Below are 19,546 nucleotides of genomic sequence, written 5' to 3' on the forward strand. Positions count from 1 at the left end.
GCTGACGCCAGCATCAAACCGGAAGGTTAATGGCTATTTTTAAGCCACCTTCCGGTCTGTTTTCTGCTGTGATTTCACCGCCATGAATTTCAATAGCACGATGGGCAATGGTCAGTCCTAAACCAATACCATTTTGATGTTGGTTTTCACGACTACGAAAGAAAGGCAGAAAAATCTGCTGTAAATCCTGCTCAGCAATACCCGGCCCTTGATCTTCAATAATGATTTGCAAATGCTTGGATAATGTATCTGTCGTAATATGGATAACACCTTTCTCGGGTGAATATTTAATAGCATTACGTAATACGTTTTCTATAGCGCTATGAATGAGTTCTGCTCGTCCAAACAGGCTGATTTGGCCAATGTTATTGTGATGAATCTGAATATGTTTATTTTGTGCTTCGAAACGAGCATCTTCAATAATATCCAGTAGCATCTCTGTCAGGTTAAAGTGTTGTCGTTCATCATTTTCGCTAGTTGGGTTCTCTAATCTGGATAAATTCAGTAGATCGCCGATTAAGCGATCAATTCGCTCTGATTCACGTTCAACTCGATCTAGCATTTTTGCTGTTTTATCTGGACTTTGTTGAGCCAAACCGATTGCGGCCTGCATCCTTGCTAATGGGGAGCGTAATTCATGAGAAACATCATGTAATAATCGTTTCTGGGCATTTAGTAACTGACTTATACGACTAGTCATATAATCAAAATTTTGTCCGAGATCAGCTAATTCATCACGACGTTTTCCCATAGCCGGTCGGATCCGTGTATCCAGTTTGCCATCCGCGACATCATTAAATGCTTTTTTTAAAATCCGAATCGGTTTGGTAAACCACCAGGCCAGCAAACCACTAAATAACAAGCCCGAGAGGACCCACATTGTGAGTAATAATAAGAAGGGCGGTGGTTTTGGCGGTTTAGGACGATCCAGCTTTTGGCCAACTTTTTCAGGAGAGGGGATGAATAACAAAAGTGCTCGGCCATCTTCAGAGATCACATTACGGACGGAACGAATTCTTTGATTTTCAAATAATAATTGTCGAGTAGTTGCGAGTAATTGTTGATCGACCTTACGTCCCAAAATATCCTGATTATCTTGGTTAACGGCATAGAGGGTAATGTCGTTTAATTGATATTCATGCAAGTATTTTTTTAAGGGCTCAAACCCAGCGAAACGGACGATATCGGCAGCCGTGTCTACAAGGTCGGCTGCTTTCCAACCAACTTGCACTGGGATGGCTTCAAAAGATTGTCGCTCTGCATTATGGCGTAACCACATGCCGCTAGCCACGCCAATACTGGTGAGCAATAACGCCAGCAAAAAAGCAAAAAAGAATTTCCAGAATAAACTACGCATCATTTAATCAGTTGATAACCTTTACCACGCACAGTTTGAATGTACGAATGACCATCCTGCTGTTGTCCAAGCTTATGGCGAATACTACTCATATGCACATCAATACTCCGATCAAAACGTGCCAAAGGCCGGCCTAATGCTGCTTCTGACAATGCATTTTTACTAACAATCTGTCCTGCGTTTCTAGCTAATGTTTCCAGTAAGCTGAATTCGGTACTAGTCAGTTCAAGTGAAACATCAGCCCAGACAGCCTTTCGTTGCTGCGGCCATAGTTGCAAGGGGCCAGTTTGAATAACGGTTTCATCTTGTTGTTGCTGGCGAGTGATTTCGCTGCGGCGTAAAATGGCTTTGATTCGGGCAATCAATTCTCTCGGCGTACAGGGTTTTGGCACATAATCATCAGCACCCGATTCCAATCCCATGATGCGATCCACGTCGTCTCCCTTGGCGGTAAACATTAATATGGGTACATGGCTCTGTAAGCGTATAGCCTTCAATACTTCGGTGCCACTCATATCTGGCAGCATCACATCAAGAATTACAATATCAAATTCACCCTGCAAAGCGAGCTGAAGTCCCTCGGTAGCTGTGTCAGCTGTACGAACCTGAAATTTTTCCTCTTCCAGATAATCCTGAAACAGTCCGGAGAGAATGACATCATCGTCAATGATTAATACGTTACTCACAGAGATATCCTCATATTGTGTGAAGGCAATGATACGGTCTGAATAATTAATCAGCTAATTGATAATCCGTTTTTTACCTGAATTTACATATCAAAACAGTCATTTACAGTTTTTCCATCAATACTGTCAACGGCCTGTCAGTAGACAGAAAACAGTTAAAAGAAATCGTTTTAGGAGCAACAAAAATGCGTAATAAATTAATGATGGTAAGTTTGATCCCTGCTTTGTTTTTAGCCGCACCTGCTATGGCAGATGAACATAAAAGCTGTGAGGTAGGCGGCAAATATAGCGAGATGAACAAAAAACACAAAGAACATGATGGTATTCCGCGCATGCTCAAAAGTATTGATTTAACCGATGCACAAAAAGCGGAAATCAAAACATTGGTTGAAGCTCAACATAAAGATAAAAAATCAACTATGAAATCTCATTGGCAAACCCATAAACAACTTGCCGAGTTGAGTTTTGCCGAAACGGTAGATCAATCTAAACTGGATGCGATTATTGCCGATACAACTGCAGCACACGAAAAACGTTTGGCTGATAGAGCACAACTCAATAATCAAATTTTCAAACTGTTGACACCGGAACAGCAACAACAGTTACAACAAAAAATAGCTGAATACGAGCAAAAAATGCAGGATAGAAAAAAGCTATAAATTTTATTGCCAACCTCATCCTGGTCACTAGATCAGGGTGAGGTTTTTTTGTGCGTGACGTTTAGGATTTATCTCGCAGCATTGAGATCACTGCAGTGGTTTGTGGACGCACATCTCGCCAAATAAAAAAAGCTTCAGCTGCCTGTTCAACCAACATGCCTAGGCCATCAATTGTTTTGGCAGCGTTATGCGCTTTGGCCCATTGGATAAATGCCGTATCGGTATCGCTGTACATCATGTCGTAACAACAGGCACCGCTTGCCAGCACTGAATCAGGCAATGGTGGCACCTCGCCTTGCAGACTGGCAGCAGTAGCATTAATCACCACGTCAAATTCACCGTCGATTTGGTCAAACCCTCCGCCATGGACATTACCATGTTCTGCAAATAACTCTGCAAGATGACTGGCCTTTTCCACCGTTCGATTGGCGATGAATAGGTTGGCTGGTTGATATTCCAATAATGGAGCAATCACTCCACGTGAAGCGCCACCGGCTCCCAGCAATAAAATACGTTTACCAGCAAGTTCAACCTGATGATTGACTGTTAAATCCCGACACAGGCCAACCCCATCCGTATTATCACCGAACAGGCTGCCATCACTGTTAAATACAACTGTATTTACTGCACCTGCTAATTGAGCACGAGCGGATTTTTGATTAGTAATCGCCCAGACCTGCTCCTTAAAGGGGACCGTAACATTCACCCCTTTAAGTTTGAGCACATCTCGCAGTTGACACAAACTGCTCTGCAATTCATCTAACGGCACTTCAATTGCCGTGTATTCAATATTTTCGCCAGTTTGTCTGGCAAACTCAGTATGAATTAACGGGGATTTGCTATGGTGGATCGGGTTGCCGATCACGGCGTATTTATCTGTCATGATTTAGCGTTGTAACTGTTGTGCAATATCTTTGGCGAAATAGGTGAGGATACCGTCAGCGCCAGCGCGTTTAAATGCCAGCAGGCTTTCCATAATCACTTCTTCACTCAGCCAACCATTCATCACCGCTGCTTTGAGCATCGCATACTCACCACTGACCTGATAAACAAAAGTTGGTTTCTGAAATGTCTGTTTGACCCTGTACAAAACATCCAGATAGGGCATGCCAGGTTTGACCATGACCATATCAGCACCTTCCTGAATATCCAACGCCACCTCATGTAATGCCTCATCAGAATTGGCGGGATCCATCTGATAACTGAATTTATTGCCACCGGCTAAATTGCCAGCGCTGCCCACGGCATCGCGGAATGGACCGTAAAAACTCGAAGCATATTTTGCTGAGTAAGCCATGATCCGGGTATGAATATATCCGGCATTTTCCAGGGCGTTACGAATTGCACCAATCCGTCCATCCATCATATCTGAGGGGGCGACAACATCCGCTCCCGCTTCAGCATGAGATAATGCCTGTTTGATTAATACCTCAACCGTTTCATCGTTAATGATGTAGGCATTGTCATCAATCAAACCATCCTGACCATGGGTGGTAAAAGGATCCAGGGCGACATCGGTCATCACACCCAAATTGGGAAAAGCTTTTTTCAGTGCTCTTACGGCGCGTTGCGCCAGACCATCCGGATTAAAGGCTTCGGCAGCGTCCAGTGATTTTTGCTCCAATGGTGTTACTGGAAATAATGCCATCATTGGAATGCCCAATTTGTGGATAACTTCAGCTTCCTGAAGCAGCAGGTCAATACTCAGTCTTTCCACGCCAGGCATTGAGGTCACTTTCTCGCGTTGATTTTGGCCTTCGAGCACAAAACAGGGATAAATCAGATCATCCACGGTTAACTGATGTTCACGAACCAGCCGCCGCGAGAAGTCATCTTTGCGCAAACGGCGTGGTCTTTGTTGCGGAAAGCCAGAAAAATTAAAATACTGTTGGGTCATAAGTTCTGCCAGGTCAATAAGCTGCGCTTCATACTACCGTTGGCAAGGTAACTTGTCATCGTTTTTAGCGTGGACGCATAGGCTGCAGATAGGCTAAAATTGCAAAGATTTTGTCTGGGGAGAACGTCAAGTCCCCTGTTCCTTTTTTATCTGGTGGAGGTTCCCCTTGCGTACAACTGCGCTACTTGCTCTTGAAGATGGCACGGTCTTTCACGGCGAATCAATCGGTGCTGTGGGTCAGTCAGTTGGTGAAGTGGTTTTCAACACCGCGATGACAGGTTATCAGGAAATCATTACTGATCCGTCTTACTGCCGCCAAATCGTCACCCTGACCTATCCGCATATCGGTAATGTTGGTGTCAACAAAGACGATGAAGAATCCGAGCAGATTTATGCCAGTGGTTTAATCATCCGTGAATTGTCACCGGTGATGTCCAGCTGGCGTGGTGAAGAAGCTTTAGATAAATACCTGGAACGCCACAATGTCGTGGGATTGGCTGGTATTGATACCCGTCGCCTGACACGTCTGTTACGCGAAAAAGGTGCACAGAAAGGCTGCATCATTGCTGGCGATAATATCGATGTGGATGCGGCCATTGCCGCTGCCAAAGCGTTTGCCGGTTTAAAAGGCATGGATCTGGCCAAAGAAGTTTCTACTAAACAGGCTTATGAATGGACTGAAGGTGTCTGGCATATTGACAACCAATCTCGTAAGGCCGAAGCGCGTTTCCATGTGGTTGCCTATGATTATGGCATCAAGAAAAACATTATGCGTATGCTCACCGAACGTGGCTGCAAATTGACGGTAGTGCCTGCACAGATGCCTGCTGAAGAAGTCATGAAACTGAATCCGGATGGCATTTTCTTGGCCAATGGCCCAGGTGACCCGGAACCTTGTGATTATGCGATTAAAGCGATTCAATACTTCCTTGATAAAGAGATGCCGATTTTTGGGATCTGTCTGGGACACCAATTACTGGCATTGGCCTGTGGTGCCAAAACCGAAAAAATGAAATTCGGACATCATGGCGCTAACCATCCGGTGCAGGAATTGCTGGCAGGGCTGGTGATGATTACCAGTCAGAACCACAGCTTTGCCGTAGATGAATCCACTTTGCCTGACACCGTTGAAACCACGCATCGTTCTCTATTTGATGGCACATTGCAGGGTATTCATCATAAAACCAAACCAGCATTCAGCTTCCAGGGACATCCGGAAGCCAGCCCTGGTCCGCAGGATGCATCACCTCTATTCGATCACTTTATCGACCTACTCGAACAAGCGACAGGTAAATAACACACAATGGCTAAACGTACTGATATTCAAAGCATTCTGATTCTGGGTGCTGGTCCGATTGTTATCGGTCAGGCCTGCGAATTTGATTATTCTGGCGCACAGGCTTGTAAAGCTCTGCGAGAAGAGGGCTATCGCGTCATTCTGGTCAATTCCAACCCAGCCACCATCATGACCGACCCTAATATGGCCGATGCAACCTATATAGAGCCAGTTACCTGGGAAGCGGTCAGCAAAGTTATTGAAGTAGAGCGTCCTGACGCTATTCTGCCGACTATGGGCGGGCAAACAGCGTTGAACTGTGCACTGGCACTGGAAAAACACGGCGTATTGAAAAAATACGGCGTTGAAATGATCGGTGCTGACAGTGAAGCCATCAACAAAGCCGAAGACCGTGATTTATTCCGTGCGGCGATGCGTAAAATCGGCTTGGATATGCCGCAATCTGATATTGCTCACTCGCTGGAAGAAGCGCTTGAAGTACAACAGAAGTTCGGCTTCCCAGTTATCATCCGTCCGTCGTTTACCATGGGCGGTAGCGGTGGCGGTATCGCCTATAACCGTGAAGACTTTGTCGACATCTGCCAACGTGGATTGTATCTGAGTCCGACATCCGAGTTGCTGATTGAAGAGTCAATCATCGGCTGGAAAGAATATGAAATGGAAGTGGTGCGTGACAAAAAAGATAACGCCATTATCATTTGTTCGATTGAAAACTTTGACGCGATGGGTGTGCACACCGGCGATTCGATCACGGTAGCACCGGCTCAAACATTGACCGATAAAGAATACCAAATCATGCGTAACGCCTCGCTGGCAGTTTTGCGTGAAATTGGTGTGGAAACCGGTGGTTCGAACGTGCAGTTTGCGGTGAATCCCGAAACAGGCCGTTTGATCATTATTGAAATGAATCCACGGGTGTCACGCTCATCTGCATTGGCTTCGAAAGCAACGGGTTTTCCAATTGCCAAAGTTGCAGCGAAACTGGCAGTTGGTTATACCCTTGATGAGTTGCAAAACGAAATTACCGGTAATGCCACGCCGACGTCATTTGAACCGACTATCGATTATGTGGTCACCAAAATCCCACGCTTTACCTTTGAGAAATTCCCGTTAGCCGATAATCGTCTGAGCACTCAGATGAAGTCTGTCGGTGAAGTCATGGCCATTGGTCGTAACTTCCAGGAGTCTTTGCAAAAAGCACTGCGCGGGTTGGAAATTGACCGTGATGGTTTCAACGAAATTCTGGATCTGAAAGCAGAAAATACCGCTGAAGTATTACGTCGTGAATTGAATTTACCGGGCTCAGATCGCCTTTGGTATGTGGGTGATGCTTTTAGATTTGGTATGAGCTTCGAAGAAGTTCAGCAGCTGACGCACATCGATCCATGGTTCCTGATCCAGATTCAGGAATTAGTGGAAATTGAAAACCAGCTTAAAGAACGTTCGTTGAACGATATTGATGAAGCCGAAATGCGTGCGTTGAAACGTAAAGGTTTCGCTGATTCACGTCTGGCAAAATTGTTACATAAAACTGAAAAACAATTCCGCAGCCATCGTCATGCGCTGGGAGTACGTCCAGTTTATAAACGTGTTGATACCTGCGCCGCAGAGTTTTCAACCTCTACGGCGTATATGTACTCAACCTATGATGAAGAGTGCGAAGCCAACCCGACCGATCGTGAAAAAATCATGATTTTAGGTGGTGGCCCAAACCGCATTGGTCAAGGTATCGAGTTTGATTACTGCTGTGTTCATGCGGCATTGGCATTACGCGACGATGGTTATGAAACCATTATGGTCAACTGTAATCCGGAAACCGTTTCTACCGATTACGACACGTCAGATCGTCTGTATTTTGAATCATTGACGCTGGAAGACGTGCTGGAAATTGTTGCACTGGAAAAACCTAAAGGCGTAATTGTGCAGTTTGGTGGTCAGACGCCACTTAAACTGGCGAGAGCATTGGAAGCTGCTGGCGTGCCGATTATCGGAACTTCGCCAGATGCGATTGACCATGCGGAAGATCGTGAACGCTTCCAGCAAATGGTTGAAAAACTTGGTTTATTGCAACCACCAAATCGTTTGGCGCACTCCGTTGATACCGCTGTGTCACTGGCTGCCGAAATCGGTTATCCATTAGTAGTTCGTCCGTCTTATGTATTAGGTGGCCGTGCTATGGAAATTGTTTATAACGAAGAAGAATTACAACGTTATATGCTGACCGCAGTATCGGTTTCCAATGATTCTCCGGTATTGCTGGATCGTTTCCTTGATGATGCGATTGAAGTCGACGTCGATGCGATTTGTGACGGTAAGGAAGTGCTAATCGGCGGCATCATGGAACACATTGAACAAGCCGGTGTGCATTCAGGTGACTCAGCCTGTGCGTTACCGCCATACAGCCTTAGCCAGGAAATCATGGACCAGTTACGGGTTCAGGTGAAACAGATGGCGCTTGAGCTGGGCGTAGTGGGACTGATGAATACTCAGTTTGCCATTCAGGGTGATCGCATTTTCATTCTGGAAGTAAATCCACGTGCCTCTCGTACTGTGCCATATGTATCAAAATCTATCGGTGTACCGTTGGCGAAAGTTGCCGCACGCTGTATGGCCGGCATGAGTCTGGCAGAGCAGGGCGTCATCAAAGAAGTGATCCCTTCTTATTACTCTGTTAAAGAAGCGGTATTCCCATTTATTAAATTCCAGGGTGTGGATCCGATTCTCGGGCCAGAAATGAAATCCACTGGCGAAGTTATGGGCGTAGGTCGTACCTTTGGTGAAGCATTTGCCAAATCACAGTTGGCTGCTTCGGTCAGTCTGCCGGTTGGAGGTAAAGCCTTTATCTCGGTGCGCGATGCTGACAAGCAAACGGTTATCAGTATTGCCAAAGATTTGTTAGGCTTGGGTTTCTCGTTGTTAGCTACACGTGGCACACAGCAAACATTGATTGAAGCAGATGTGCCTTGTGAACGAGTGAAGAAAGTTGCAGAAGGCCAGCCGCATATTGTGGACATGATTAAAAACGATGAAATTGCCCTGATTGTAAATACGACGGAAGGTCGTCAAGCTGTAGCTGATTCGAGAGAGATCCGCCGTGCGGCATTGCAACATCAGGTGAACTACACCACAACGTTAGCTGCTGCCCGCGCTACGATTCTGGCCTTGAACTGTGAAGACAGTGTGTCAGTAAATCGTTTGCAATCGTTACATGGAGAATTGATTTAATGGCCGTTCCTATTACCGCACGTGGTGCTCAGGCACTGAAAGATGAATTACACGAACTGAAAACCGTTCGACGTCCAGCCATCGTTAATGCGATTTCGGAAGCGCGCGCCCACGGCGATTTAAAAGAAAACGCTGAATACCATGCAGCGCGCGAGCAGCAAAGCTTCACCGAAGGACGTATTCAGGAACTGGAATCGACGTTGGCGGATTGTCAGGTAATTGATCCAACAGTATTGCCTAAAGATGGTCGTGTGGTGTTTGGTGTGACCGTTGATTTACTCAATATAGATACCGATGCTGAAGTGCGTTATCAGATTGTTGGTGATTACGAATCGGATATCAAACTGAACCGTATTTCTATTTCCTCACCGATAGCACGCGCATTGATTGGTAAAGAAGTGGATGACATTGCAACAGTACAAGCACCGGGCGGTGCGATTGAATATGAAATTACCGGCATTCATTATCTGGGCTAACTGTTGAATCGCTCTGAAACCATTGGCGAGCGCTTATTACTGACTTTGTGGGTAGGTGCTTTATGGTCAATTGGTTATATGGCAGTGCCGCTGGCATTTGTCAGCCTTGAGACCTTGGCGGCGGCAGAGTATGCCGCTAAATTGTTTTTTGCTGTCAATGTTATAGGTTTAATCAGTGGTACATTAATTCTCATTGGCAAAGTCATTATCCAGCGGGGAAAGGTTTTATATTCCTGGCGCTTTTGGGTATTGGTTGCCATGCTAGTCATTACGTTGATATTCAGCATGTATGTTCAGCCGGAGATGGCCAGCATTAAAAGCATCGATAATTGGCGTCTCAATACAGATCTTGCTCAGAGTTTTGAACGCTTACATCTGCTTAGCCAAAATCTCTATCTGATGTTAAGCATTGCCGGCTTATTATTAGTGCTTAGTAGTGATAAGCATCACGTGATACAGAAGACCTGATATGGCGCGAAGTAAATCTAGTAACAATTGGCTTAGAGAACATTTTGATGATCCATATGTCAAAAAAGCTCAGCAGAAAGGTTATCGCTCCAGAGCAACGTTCAAACTGGAAGAAATCGATCAGAAAGATAAATTAATTCGTAAAGGTATTTCAGTCGTCGATTTAGGTGCAGCACCTGGCGGCTGGTCAGATTATGCTTTGCATCGTGTGGGTGACAACGGTAAAGTCATCGCATTGGATATTTTGCCAATGACACCATTAACCGGTGTACATTTTATTGAAGGTGATTTTCGTGAAGATCATGTTCTCGAACAATTGAACGAAGTATTGGCCGGACAATCAATAGACCTTGTATTATCGGATATGGCCCCCAATATGACAGGTGTAGATGCAATTGATCAGCCTGGTAGTATGCATCTGGTTGAGTTAGCCTTGGATTTTGCAATAAATAACTTAAGTAAACAGGGCGATTTTCTGGTCAAAGTTTTTCAAGGTGAAGGCTTCGACGATTTTTTGAAGTCCATGCGTGCTCACTTTAATAAAGTGACTACCCGAAAACCGGATGCTTCACGTGCACGCAGTCGGGAAGTTTATCTTCTCGGACGTGGATTGAAATGACAGCAAAAAGACTAACGTTACTAGGGGTAACAAACATTGAGTGACATGATGAAAAACATTGTTTTATGGGTCGTCATCGCGATGGTATTGATGTCGGTATTTAACAATTTCGGTCCGCAACAAAGCAAGCAAAGCGAGATGGATTATTCGACCTTTATCAGCAACGTGCAAAACGGGGCGGTATCCAGTGTCGATATTCAAGGGCGAACCATTACCGGTAAATTATCTGATGGCAGCCAATTCACCACTTTCAGTCCAGAGTATGACCCCGGTTTGATTGGTGATTTGCTGGATAATGGTGTGGCCATAAAAGCGGAGCCCGTCGAGAAAACCGGTTTGTTGATGCAAATCTTTATTTCATGGTTCCCGATGTTACTGCTGATTGGTGTCTGGATTTTCTTCATGCGTCAGATGCAAGGCGGTGGTGGCAAAAACCCCATGTCGTTTGGTAAAAGCAAAGCACGCTTGCTTAATGAAGACCAAGTAAAAGTCACATTTAAAGATGTTGCTGGTGTTGAAGAGGCCAAAGAAGAAGTTTCTGAATTGGTTGATTTCTTGAGAGATCCAAGCAAATTTCAAAAACTTGGTGGTCGCATTCCACGCGGCATCCTGATGGCGGGTTCACCTGGTACAGGTAAAACATTATTAGCGAAAGCCATTGCTGGTGAAGCAAAAGTGCCTTTCTTTTCTATTTCTGGTTCTGACTTTGTCGAGATGTTTGTTGGTGTAGGTGCTTCTCGCGTTCGTGATATGTTCGAACAGGCCAAGAAACATGCTCCCTGCATTATCTTTATTGATGAGATTGATGCGGTGGGTCGTCACCGCGGTGCAGGCATGGGTGGCGGTAATGACGAGCGTGAACAAACCTTAAACCAACTATTGGTTGAAATGGATGGTTTTGAAGGCAATGAAGGTGTCATTGTTATTGCTGCGACTAACCGTCCAGACGTATTGGATCCCGCTTTATTACGTCCAGGTCGTTTCGACAGACAGGTGGTTGTGCCATTACCGGATATTCGTGGCCGTGAACAGATTCTGAAAGTGCATCTTGGTAAAGTCCCTGCAGACGAAGATGTTAATCCAAGTGTTATTGCACGAGGAACACCGGGTTTTTCAGGTGCTGATTTAGCGAACCTTGTAAACGAAGCTGCCTTGTTTGCTGCTCGTTCCAACAAACGTTTAGTCGCGATGGTGGATTTGGAGCTAGCTAAAGATAAAATCATGATGGGCGCTGAACGTCGTTCTATGGTGATGAGTGATAAAGAGAAAGAATTGACCGCCTATCACGAGGCTGGCCATGCGATTGTCGGACGTAGTGTTCCTGGACATGATCCTGTCTATAAAGTCAGTATTATTCCACGTGGTCGGGCTTTGGGTGTCACCATGTTCCTGCCAACAGAAGATCGTTACAGTTATACCAAACAACAATTGGAAAGCCAGATCTCCAGTTTGTATGGTGGTCGATTAGCAGAAGAGATGATCTTTGGTTCGGAAGCGGTAACAACTGGTGCTTCGAATGATATCCAACGTGCAACTGAACTGGCGCATAACATGGTCACCAAGTGGGGCTTGTCCGATAATATGGGACCGTTAACTTATGGTGAAGATGAAGGTGAAGTGTTCCTGGGTCGCAGCGTGACTCAACATAAAGCCGTATCAGATTTAACGGCTAAGCAAATTGACGAAGATGTTCGTGCATTGATTACCCGTAACTACGATCGGGCAAAAAATATACTGACCGAAAATCTCGAAAAACTGCATACCATGGCAAAATTGTTGATCACTTACGAAACCATCGATAGTGATCAGATTGATGCGATTATGGAAGGTCGTGAACCGGGTGCACCAAAAGGCTGGGATGATAAATCATCGACACCGCCTCCATCTGCAAAAGCTGATGAAAATGGCCCAGAACCCACTGGTAAACCAGCTGATCAATTAAATTGAGATAGTTAAATCATGATGATGGACTTTGCGGGCAAATCTTTGGATTTGTCCGCCCCACACGTCATGGGCATCGTCAATGTAACGCCCGACTCCTTTTCGGATGGCGGGCGTTTTTTTTCCGCTGATAAAGCCCTTGAGCAAGCACGAAAACTAGTTGCCGACGGTGCTACCATTATTGATATTGGTGGCGAATCGACTCGGCCTGGTTCAGAACCAGTTGGATTTGAAGAAGAAATCCGCCGTGTTGTTCCCGCGATAGAAGCCATTCATAAAGAGCTGGATGTGGTTATCTCAATTGATACCATGAAAGCTGAAGTCATGCGTGCCGCTGTTGCGGCTGGTGCCAGTTTGATAAACGATGTGAATGCATTGCGTGGTGAAGGTGCATTACAAGCGGCTGCTGAACTAGGTGTTCCAGTTTGCTTGATGCATATGCAAGGTACTCCCCAAACCATGCAACAACAGCCTCACTACGAAGATGTTGTAAGTGAAGTTAATCATTTTCTGTTAGAACGAGTTGCTGCCTGTGAAGCAGCTGGAATTTCTCGTGCGAAAATTATTCTGGATCCAGGGTTTGGATTTGGTAAAACCGCCCGTCATAATTTACGATTAATGAAACATTTAGCTGTTTTTATTGAGTCAGATTTGCCGGTGTTAGTTGGGGTGTCACGTAAATCCATTATTGGTGCAATGTTGAATGTATCGGTCGAAGAGCGATTAGCAGGAAGTTTAGCGTTAGCGTCGATAGCAGTTTGGCAGGGTGCAGCAATTATTCGCAGTCATGATGTAAGAGAAACAATACAAGCTATTCGATTGTGTGAACATGTAATGCAGGTAAGTGATTTTGATTGAACAAAAAAGACGTTATTTTGGCACCGATGGCATCCGAGGCCGAGTGGGTGATGGTGCTATTACACCGGACTTCGTATTAAAGCTCGGTTGGGCGGTAGGGCGAGTTTTAGCCAAAGAACGCAACAGTAAAGTGCTTATCGGTAAAGACACGCGTATTTCAGGGTATATGTTTGAATCTGCCCTACAGGCTGGGCTTTCCGCGGCCGGTGTAGACGTTTATTTGATGGGGCCTATGCCAACTCCAGCAGTTGCGTATTTAACCCGAACATTCCACGCACAAGCTGGCATTGTTATTAGTGCTTCGCATAACCCGTACCACGATAACGGTATTAAATTCTTCTCCGATCAGGGTACCAAATTACCCAATTCAGTCGAGCTGGCAATCGAGGCAATGCTCGATAAACCGATCAAAACGGTCGATTCTGCACATCTCGGGAAAGCACATCGGATTTCCGATGCAGCAGGTCGCTACATTGAATTTTGTAAAAGTACCATTTCTACCGGTGTTGATTTATCCAACTTAAAAATTGTTGTTGATTGCGCCCATGGGGCGACTTACCACATTGCACCGAATGTGTTCCGTGAACTCGGAGCAGAAGTCATTTTGATGGGCGCAGAACCGGATGGTCTGAATATCAATCAAAATTGTGGTTCAACCGAACCGCGATTGTTACAAGCTAGTGTTTTAGAACATAAAGCTGACTTAGGTATTGCATTGGATGGTGATGGTGATCGTCTGATCATGGTTGACCATCAGGGTGAATTAGTCGATGGCGATGATATTCTGTTTATCATTGCCCGTGGCAGACAGCGTGCTGGGCTTTGTAAAGGACATGTCGTCGGTACCCTTATGTCGAACTTGGGGTTAGAACATGCCTTAGAAAAACATGGCATCACCTTACATCGAGCTAATGTAGGCGATCGTTATGTCATGGAAAAGTTACAGCAGATTGATGGTTTGATCGGTGGTGAAGCATCTGGACATATTATCTGTCTGGATAAAACCAGTACGGGTGATGGCATTGTGGCGGCGTTACAAGTGCTAGCCGAAATCCAACAAACAGGTAGTAGTCTGCATGAACTGCGTTCTGCAGTCATAAAATACCCGCAGCGACTGATCAATGTGCGTATCAATAAAATGGTGAATATGCAGGATTATCCGCAGATTCAAACAGCAGTAGAAAGTATTGAGACCCAGCTAGGTAACGAAGGACGTGTGTTGTTGAGAGCTTCGGGTACCGAGCCTGTCATACGAGTGATGGTTGAGGGGCATGATGCAACGCGGACAAACCAATTAGCGAAGTCATTGGCAGAACAAATTGAGACAATTCTTCAGAGTTAATTCTGACATCATTTACATTAAAGATAAGAAGTGCCGATGACATTGCTTTATCAACAGTCAGTCGGTAACCTTTACGATTCATTCTTATTAAGAGTAGGTATCTGTGCGCAAACCGCTGGTCGCTGGTAACTGGAAAATGAACGGCTCTAGCGCAAGCAACAAATTGTTGCTTGATGCGATACTGGCGCAAAGAGATTCCTTTGCCTCAGTTGATGTTGCTTTGTTTCCTCCCGCACTTTATATACAACAGGTCCAGTCTGCCTTAACAGGCACAGGTATGTACTGGGGTACTCAAAACGTCTCGCAATTTGATTCCGGTGCGTATACCGGTGAAATCTCGGCAGCTATGTTGCGAGATTTTAGTTGTCAGTATGTGTTGATTGGTCATTCCGAACGTCGTTGTTTATATGCCGAGTTGAACCTTGATCAAGTATTTCTTGACCATATCATCGCCGAAAAATACGAGATGAGTATTCGTCACGGCATCACCCCGATTATTTGTATTGGTGAAAGCCCTGAAGAGCATTCAATGGGCCGCACCGAAGAGATGGTGGCACGACTGATGGACATCGTGATTGCGCAACAAGGTGTCGAAATGCTGTCAAAGGTCGTATTAGCTTATGAACCCGTTTGGGCCATAGGCACAGGTAAGACAGCCAGCCCGGAATGGGCGCAGGATGTACATTCTTTCATGCGCCAACGGGTAGCAAAACATGATGCGAAAATTGCCGCATCGCTCAGAATACTTTACGGCGGCAGCGTAAAAGGTAATAATGCTGCCCCATTATTTGCCAAGCCGGATATTGATGGCGGATTAATCGGCGGCGGATCACGTGATGCCGATGAATTTGTTCAAATCTGTCAGGCTGCAGCTCAAAATTAGGAAATTAAATGGATGCGTTAATTCTTGGGATTCACGTTGTGATCTCATTATTGTTAGTAGGTTTGATTTTAATCCAGCACGGTAAAGGTGCGGATGCCGGGGCTGCTTTTGGTGGCGGCGGTGGCGGCGGAGCTTCTGCAAGTTTGTTTGGTAGCCAAGGCTCAGCATCTTTTCTAAGCCGTAGCAGTGCGATTCTGGCCACAGTATTTTTTATCACCAGTTTGACCCTGGCATATCTGGCTGGCAACACAGAGCGCGTCCAAAGCGTTACCGACTCAGTGGTGATTGAGCAGCCTGTAGAAGAAACTCCTGCGGATCTTCCAGAGTTTCCGTAAAATATCCCTCAGTTTATTATTGCCGTCGTGGTGGAATTGGTAGACACGCTATCTTGAGGGGGTAGTGCTTTAGGGTGTGCCGGTTCGAGTCCGGCCGACGGCACCAAATACATAAACCCGCCAGTGTTAAACACTGGCCGGTTTTTTATTATCTAACTAATGAAGTAATTAATTATTAGACCAAATTATATATCGTTTATTTACGGGAAAAAGTGAGCGGATTAATTCTGCCGACGATGTTTTTTCCACATGCCCGCAATAAAGAATAGTAATGCTATCCATATTAGGCCGAAGGTCATCAGTCTTTCGGGGGGATATGCTTCTTTAAGTACAAACACACCAATCACAAATTGAATAGTCGGATTGATGTACATAATAAATCCCACTACCGATAAGTCGACTCGACTGGCCGCCATGGCAAATAGCACTAACGGCAGAGCGGTGAGTAGTCCCGAGCCGATCAATAACAGTGTTAACTGCGTGGAATCGCCAAACGCCAAATTGTAATCAGAGTTGGCTGCTTGCCAGAGGATCCAGGCTAACGCAACAGGTGCTAACCATAAGGTTTCGATCGTCAGGCCATTCACGCCATCTACTGGGTGCTTTTTACGGATCAATCCGTACAAGGCAAACGCCAGGGCCAGCGATAAACCTACCCATGGCAAGCTTCCCAAACTGAACCATTCCCAGATGATTGCCACAGTGGCAATCACCCCAGCCCAGGCCTGCAATGGATGTAACTGTTCTTTTAGCAACCATCTGGCCAATAAAAGACTCATTACAGGGGTTATGAAATAACCCAGGCTGGCTTCTAGTACTCGATGCTGTGAGACGGCCCAGATAAAAATTAACCAATTGACAGCAATCAGCAGTGAAGATAATGCCAGCCACAGCAGTAGTTTTTTATCTGCAAAAGTCTTGATTAGCTTACGGCCACGACCGAGCAGTAGACCCACAACAACGGTTGCTAACATAGACCAGAGTATTCGATGCGACAATACTTCGACTGCTGAAACGCTATTCAGATAACTAAAATACAGTGGGAAGCTGCCCCAGATAACGTAAGCAGCAATGGCGAAGATCAGTCCATACATAAAGGATTCAACTTTGAAAAATTAACATCAGTAATCTTAAGATTGAGATGTTGTGCTTGAATATATTCGGGTGGCTAAGTTTAAGTAATTATTATGTGTAAGTGATATTTTATCGAGCTATGGTGTCACAAAGTTAAATCATAGTAAGTTACTGTGGGATTAAACAGGGAGTTAATGTCATCAATACTAGGCTTAACCACATGCAGAACCGGCTCAATCAGTTACGAATAGCCGGTTATTTTTCGCCATTAAGAATCGCATTGAGTTACGCCCTTTTTGCCAATCTGTGGATAATCTTTTCCGATCAGCTGATGCAACGTTTAACCAGCGATGCTCAATTATTATCTCGGTTACAGACATACAAAGGTTTATTTTTTGTCACGATTACCACCATCATGGTTTGGCTGCTGGTACAACGCTTTTGGCGTTCGCAAAATAAACTTATCACGGCACTACAGGACAGTCAGTCAAGGTTAAACGTGATTTTCGATACTGTCCCGTGCGGGATCCAGGAATGTGATCTGCATGGGCGAATCACTTTTAGCAATCTTGCTCAGCAAGAGATTCTCGATGTTCAACCCAATTCATTAATTGGGTTTCAAATATGGGATTACCAACCAGACGAGAGCGCAAAGCAAAAGTTTAAACGTTTTTTCCATGATTTGGTTGCCAATCAACCACAGCCGGAGTTATTTGTAACGACCAATATCACTAGGGATGGTCAGCAAAAGATTTTGGAATATAACTGGGATTACATTTATGACGATGCTGGTGCCTTAACGGGATTAATTGCCGTTATTTCTGATATTACAATGCGTAAACATCAAGAAGAACGAATACTCCACTTAGCCCATTACGATACGTTAACTAGCTTACCTAATCGTTTCCTGTCGATGGCTCGGTTATCACAAATATTAGAGCTGGCGCGTCGCAATAATCATCCGGTAGGTGTGTTATGTCTGGACTTAGATGATTTTAAAAAAATCAATGAATCAATGGGGCATGAAGTCGGGGATAACTTATTAATTCAGGTCGCGCAGCGTATTCAAAAAAATATTCACCACGGCGATATGCTTGGCCGGCTTAGCGGTGATGAGTTTATTGTGCTGTTGGCAGAGTTGCAGACAATTGAAGAAATTAAGCCGATTGTGGAAAACCTGGTTCGAGAATTTCGCTTGCCATTTGACCTGCATGGACAATCTTTGACAATGACGTTAAGCATTGGCGTGGCAATTCATCCTGACGATGGAAATAATGCTTCACAATTACTGAGACAAGCTGATGCAGCTATGTTTTATGCAAAAAATAACGGCCGAAATACATTCGTTTATTACACAGAATCGATGAACAGTAATGCTGCTCGGCGTTTATTGATTGAACAGCAAATGTATGGAGCATTGGAACGTGGCGAGTTTTATTTGCTTTATCAACCTCAAATTGAATTAGCGACAGGGAATATGATTGGGGCTGAGGCCTTATTACGTTGGCAAAACGATCAGTTAGGCTCCATTGGGCCAGATGAATTTATTCCTGTAGCAGAGCAGACTGGTTTGATTGTGTCGATTGGTGAATTTGTGATGCATTACGCCATACAAATGGCCTCTAAATGGCAAAAACTGCAACCGGATTTTCGCATGGCGATCAATCTTTCTCCCTGCCAATTTCGTGATCCAGGCTTGTTAGGCTTTGTAGAACAACAATTACAGCAATATTCAATTCAACCGAATACGCTAGAGCTGGAAATAACCGAGGGTGTATTACTTAGCGGCTACCTGATGACCGATGAGTTATTCCAGTCGTTTACAGCCATGGGGATTGAGATGGCGATGGATGACTTTGGTACTGGCTATTCTTCACTCAGTTATCTGCGGCGTTATCCTTTTGCCATATTAAAAATCGATCGCAGTTTTATTAATGAAATGACCACTGATTCAGCAGATTGGGAACTGGTTAATGCCAGTATTGCCATGGCGCATGCTCTGGGATTAAAAGTAGTGGCTGAGGGGGTAGAAACTGAAAAGCAGGCTAATTCACTCAAAACGATGCAATGCGACTATGTGCAGGGATATTTTTACAGTCGACCAGTTAGTGCTGATGAGTTAAAAAGCCGTTTTGGTTTAAAAGCAGGTTAAGTTAACCACGACAATATTTTCAAATCTGGTCAACTTATAGTGATTTATGAGTTGATAAAACATTCGTTATTTGGGGTAACTACATATAAATCAATCATCTGAAGAATAGTATTTTGTTTGAGTGAGTCAGGCTTACAATTGAAAGTTTTCAGAACCTAAAATTGTTGGATGCAGGCAATATTTTGCAACGTAATATTATTGTTATTACATGCTTCAAATACACCACGTTAATGTGTACCATCAGGTGCTAATCAAATTAAGTTTGATTTCTCAAAAA

17 protein-coding genes and 1 tRNA gene are annotated in these 19,546 nt (G+C 44.7%); 13 read left to right on the forward strand and 5 right to left on the reverse strand.

Annotated features, from left to right (window positions below; genetic code table 11):
- Window positions 1–13: 13 nt before the first annotated feature.
- Together ACN0V2_RS02485 and ACN0V2_RS02490 are read right to left on the reverse strand one after the other, a co-directional pair.
- Entirely contained in the window at window positions 14–1,360 is a 1,347-nt protein-coding gene (locus ACN0V2_RS02485; RefSeq protein WP_417549209.1) for an ATP-binding protein, read from the reverse strand.
- Entirely contained in the window at window positions 1,357–2,043 is a 687-nt protein-coding gene (locus ACN0V2_RS02490; protein ID WP_417549210.1) for a response regulator, read from the reverse strand. The genes ACN0V2_RS02485 and ACN0V2_RS02490 overlap by 4 nt, the downstream gene beginning before the upstream one ends.
- A 185-nt stretch (window positions 2,044–2,228) precedes the next feature.
- Between ACN0V2_RS02490 and ACN0V2_RS02495 the strand changes: the two genes are divergently transcribed.
- The gene (locus ACN0V2_RS02495; RefSeq protein WP_417549211.1) at window positions 2,229–2,702 is read left to right on the forward strand and encodes a Spy/CpxP family protein refolding chaperone; all 474 of its coding nucleotides are present in this window, start codon (window positions 2,229–2,231) and stop codon (window positions 2,700–2,702) included.
- Between the two features lie 61 nt (window positions 2,703–2,763).
- Here the strand turns inward: ACN0V2_RS02495 and aroE are convergent, their stop codons facing one another.
- Together aroE and hemB are read right to left on the reverse strand one after the other, a co-directional pair.
- Window positions 2,764–3,585 carry a shikimate dehydrogenase gene (gene aroE, locus ACN0V2_RS02500; protein WP_417549212.1) on the reverse strand — a complete coding sequence of 274 codons (822 nt, stop codon included), beginning with the start codon at window positions 3,583–3,585 and terminating at the stop codon, window positions 2,764–2,766.
- A 3-nt stretch (window positions 3,586–3,588) separates the two neighbouring features.
- On the reverse strand, window positions 3,589–4,599 hold the full coding sequence (hemB, locus tag ACN0V2_RS02505) for a porphobilinogen synthase (RefSeq protein WP_417549213.1): 1,011 nt from the start codon (window positions 4,597–4,599) through the stop codon (window positions 3,589–3,591).
- A 166-nt stretch (window positions 4,600–4,765) separates the two neighbouring features.
- Between hemB and carA the strand changes: the two genes are divergently transcribed.
- From carA to ACN0V2_RS02560, 11 genes are all read left to right on the forward strand, one after another.
- Window positions 4,766–5,896 (forward strand): glutamine-hydrolyzing carbamoyl-phosphate synthase small subunit, encoded by a 1,131-nt coding sequence (carA, locus tag ACN0V2_RS02510; protein ID WP_417549214.1) that lies wholly within the window; start codon window positions 4,766–4,768, stop codon window positions 5,894–5,896.
- Window positions 5,897–5,902: 6 nt separating this feature from the next.
- Complete coding sequence (carB, locus tag ACN0V2_RS02515; RefSeq protein WP_417549215.1) at window positions 5,903–9,121, forward strand: carbamoyl-phosphate synthase large subunit; 3,219 nt, start codon at window positions 5,903–5,905, stop codon at window positions 9,119–9,121.
- The gene (greA, locus tag ACN0V2_RS02520; RefSeq protein ID WP_417549216.1) at window positions 9,121–9,597 is read left to right on the forward strand and encodes a transcription elongation factor GreA; all 477 of its coding nucleotides are present in this window, start codon (window positions 9,121–9,123) and stop codon (window positions 9,595–9,597) included. Before carB ends, greA begins: the two co-directional genes overlap by 1 nt.
- Before the next feature lie 3 nt (window positions 9,598–9,600).
- Window positions 9,601–10,065, forward strand: coding sequence for a DUF4149 domain-containing protein (locus ACN0V2_RS02525; protein WP_417549217.1), 465 nt, complete (start codon window positions 9,601–9,603; stop codon window positions 10,063–10,065).
- Window position 10,066: 1 nt separating this feature from the next.
- Window positions 10,067–10,684, forward strand: coding sequence for a 23S rRNA (uridine(2552)-2'-O)-methyltransferase RlmE (rlmE, locus tag ACN0V2_RS02530; RefSeq protein WP_417549218.1), 618 nt, complete (start codon window positions 10,067–10,069; stop codon window positions 10,682–10,684).
- A 45-nt stretch (window positions 10,685–10,729) separates the two neighbouring features.
- Entirely contained in the window at window positions 10,730–12,631 is a 1,902-nt protein-coding gene (gene ftsH, locus ACN0V2_RS02535; protein WP_417549219.1) for an ATP-dependent zinc metalloprotease FtsH, read from the forward strand.
- A 12-nt stretch (window positions 12,632–12,643) separates the two neighbouring features.
- Entirely contained in the window at window positions 12,644–13,483 is an 840-nt protein-coding gene (folP, locus tag ACN0V2_RS02540) for a dihydropteroate synthase (protein ID WP_417549220.1), read from the forward strand.
- Window positions 13,476–14,825 carry a phosphoglucosamine mutase gene (gene glmM, locus ACN0V2_RS02545; RefSeq protein WP_417549221.1) on the forward strand — a complete coding sequence of 450 codons (1,350 nt, stop codon included), beginning with the start codon at window positions 13,476–13,478 and terminating at the stop codon, window positions 14,823–14,825. The genes folP and glmM overlap by 8 nt, the downstream gene beginning before the upstream one ends.
- A gap of 103 nt (window positions 14,826–14,928) precedes the next feature.
- Window positions 14,929–15,708, forward strand: a complete 780-nt coding sequence (tpiA, locus tag ACN0V2_RS02550; RefSeq protein WP_417549222.1) for a triose-phosphate isomerase — start codon at window positions 14,929–14,931, stop codon at window positions 15,706–15,708.
- An 8-nt stretch (window positions 15,709–15,716) separates the two neighbouring features.
- Window positions 15,717–16,043 (forward strand): preprotein translocase subunit SecG, encoded by a 327-nt coding sequence (gene secG, locus ACN0V2_RS02555; RefSeq protein WP_417549223.1) that lies wholly within the window; start codon window positions 15,717–15,719, stop codon window positions 16,041–16,043.
- Between the two features lie 21 nt (window positions 16,044–16,064).
- Window positions 16,065–16,149, forward strand: a tRNA-Leu gene (locus ACN0V2_RS02560).
- 115 nt (window positions 16,150–16,264) lie between these two features.
- Here ACN0V2_RS02560 and rarD read toward each other — a convergent pair.
- Window positions 16,265–17,137, reverse strand: a complete 873-nt coding sequence (rarD, locus tag ACN0V2_RS02565; RefSeq protein WP_417549224.1) for an EamA family transporter RarD — start codon at window positions 17,135–17,137, stop codon at window positions 16,265–16,267.
- Window positions 17,138–17,337: 200 nt separating this feature from the next.
- On the opposite strand from rarD, the gene ACN0V2_RS02570 reads away from it, so the two are divergent.
- Window positions 17,338–19,269 (forward strand): putative bifunctional diguanylate cyclase/phosphodiesterase, encoded by a 1,932-nt coding sequence (locus tag ACN0V2_RS02570; RefSeq protein ID WP_417549225.1) that lies wholly within the window; start codon window positions 17,338–17,340, stop codon window positions 19,267–19,269.
- The last annotated feature ends 277 nt before the right edge of the window (window positions 19,270–19,546 follow it).

The sequence above is a fragment of the Methylophaga sp. genome, from assembly GCF_048266885.1.
Classification (GTDB): Bacteria; Pseudomonadota; Gammaproteobacteria; order Nitrosococcales; family Methylophagaceae; genus Methylophaga.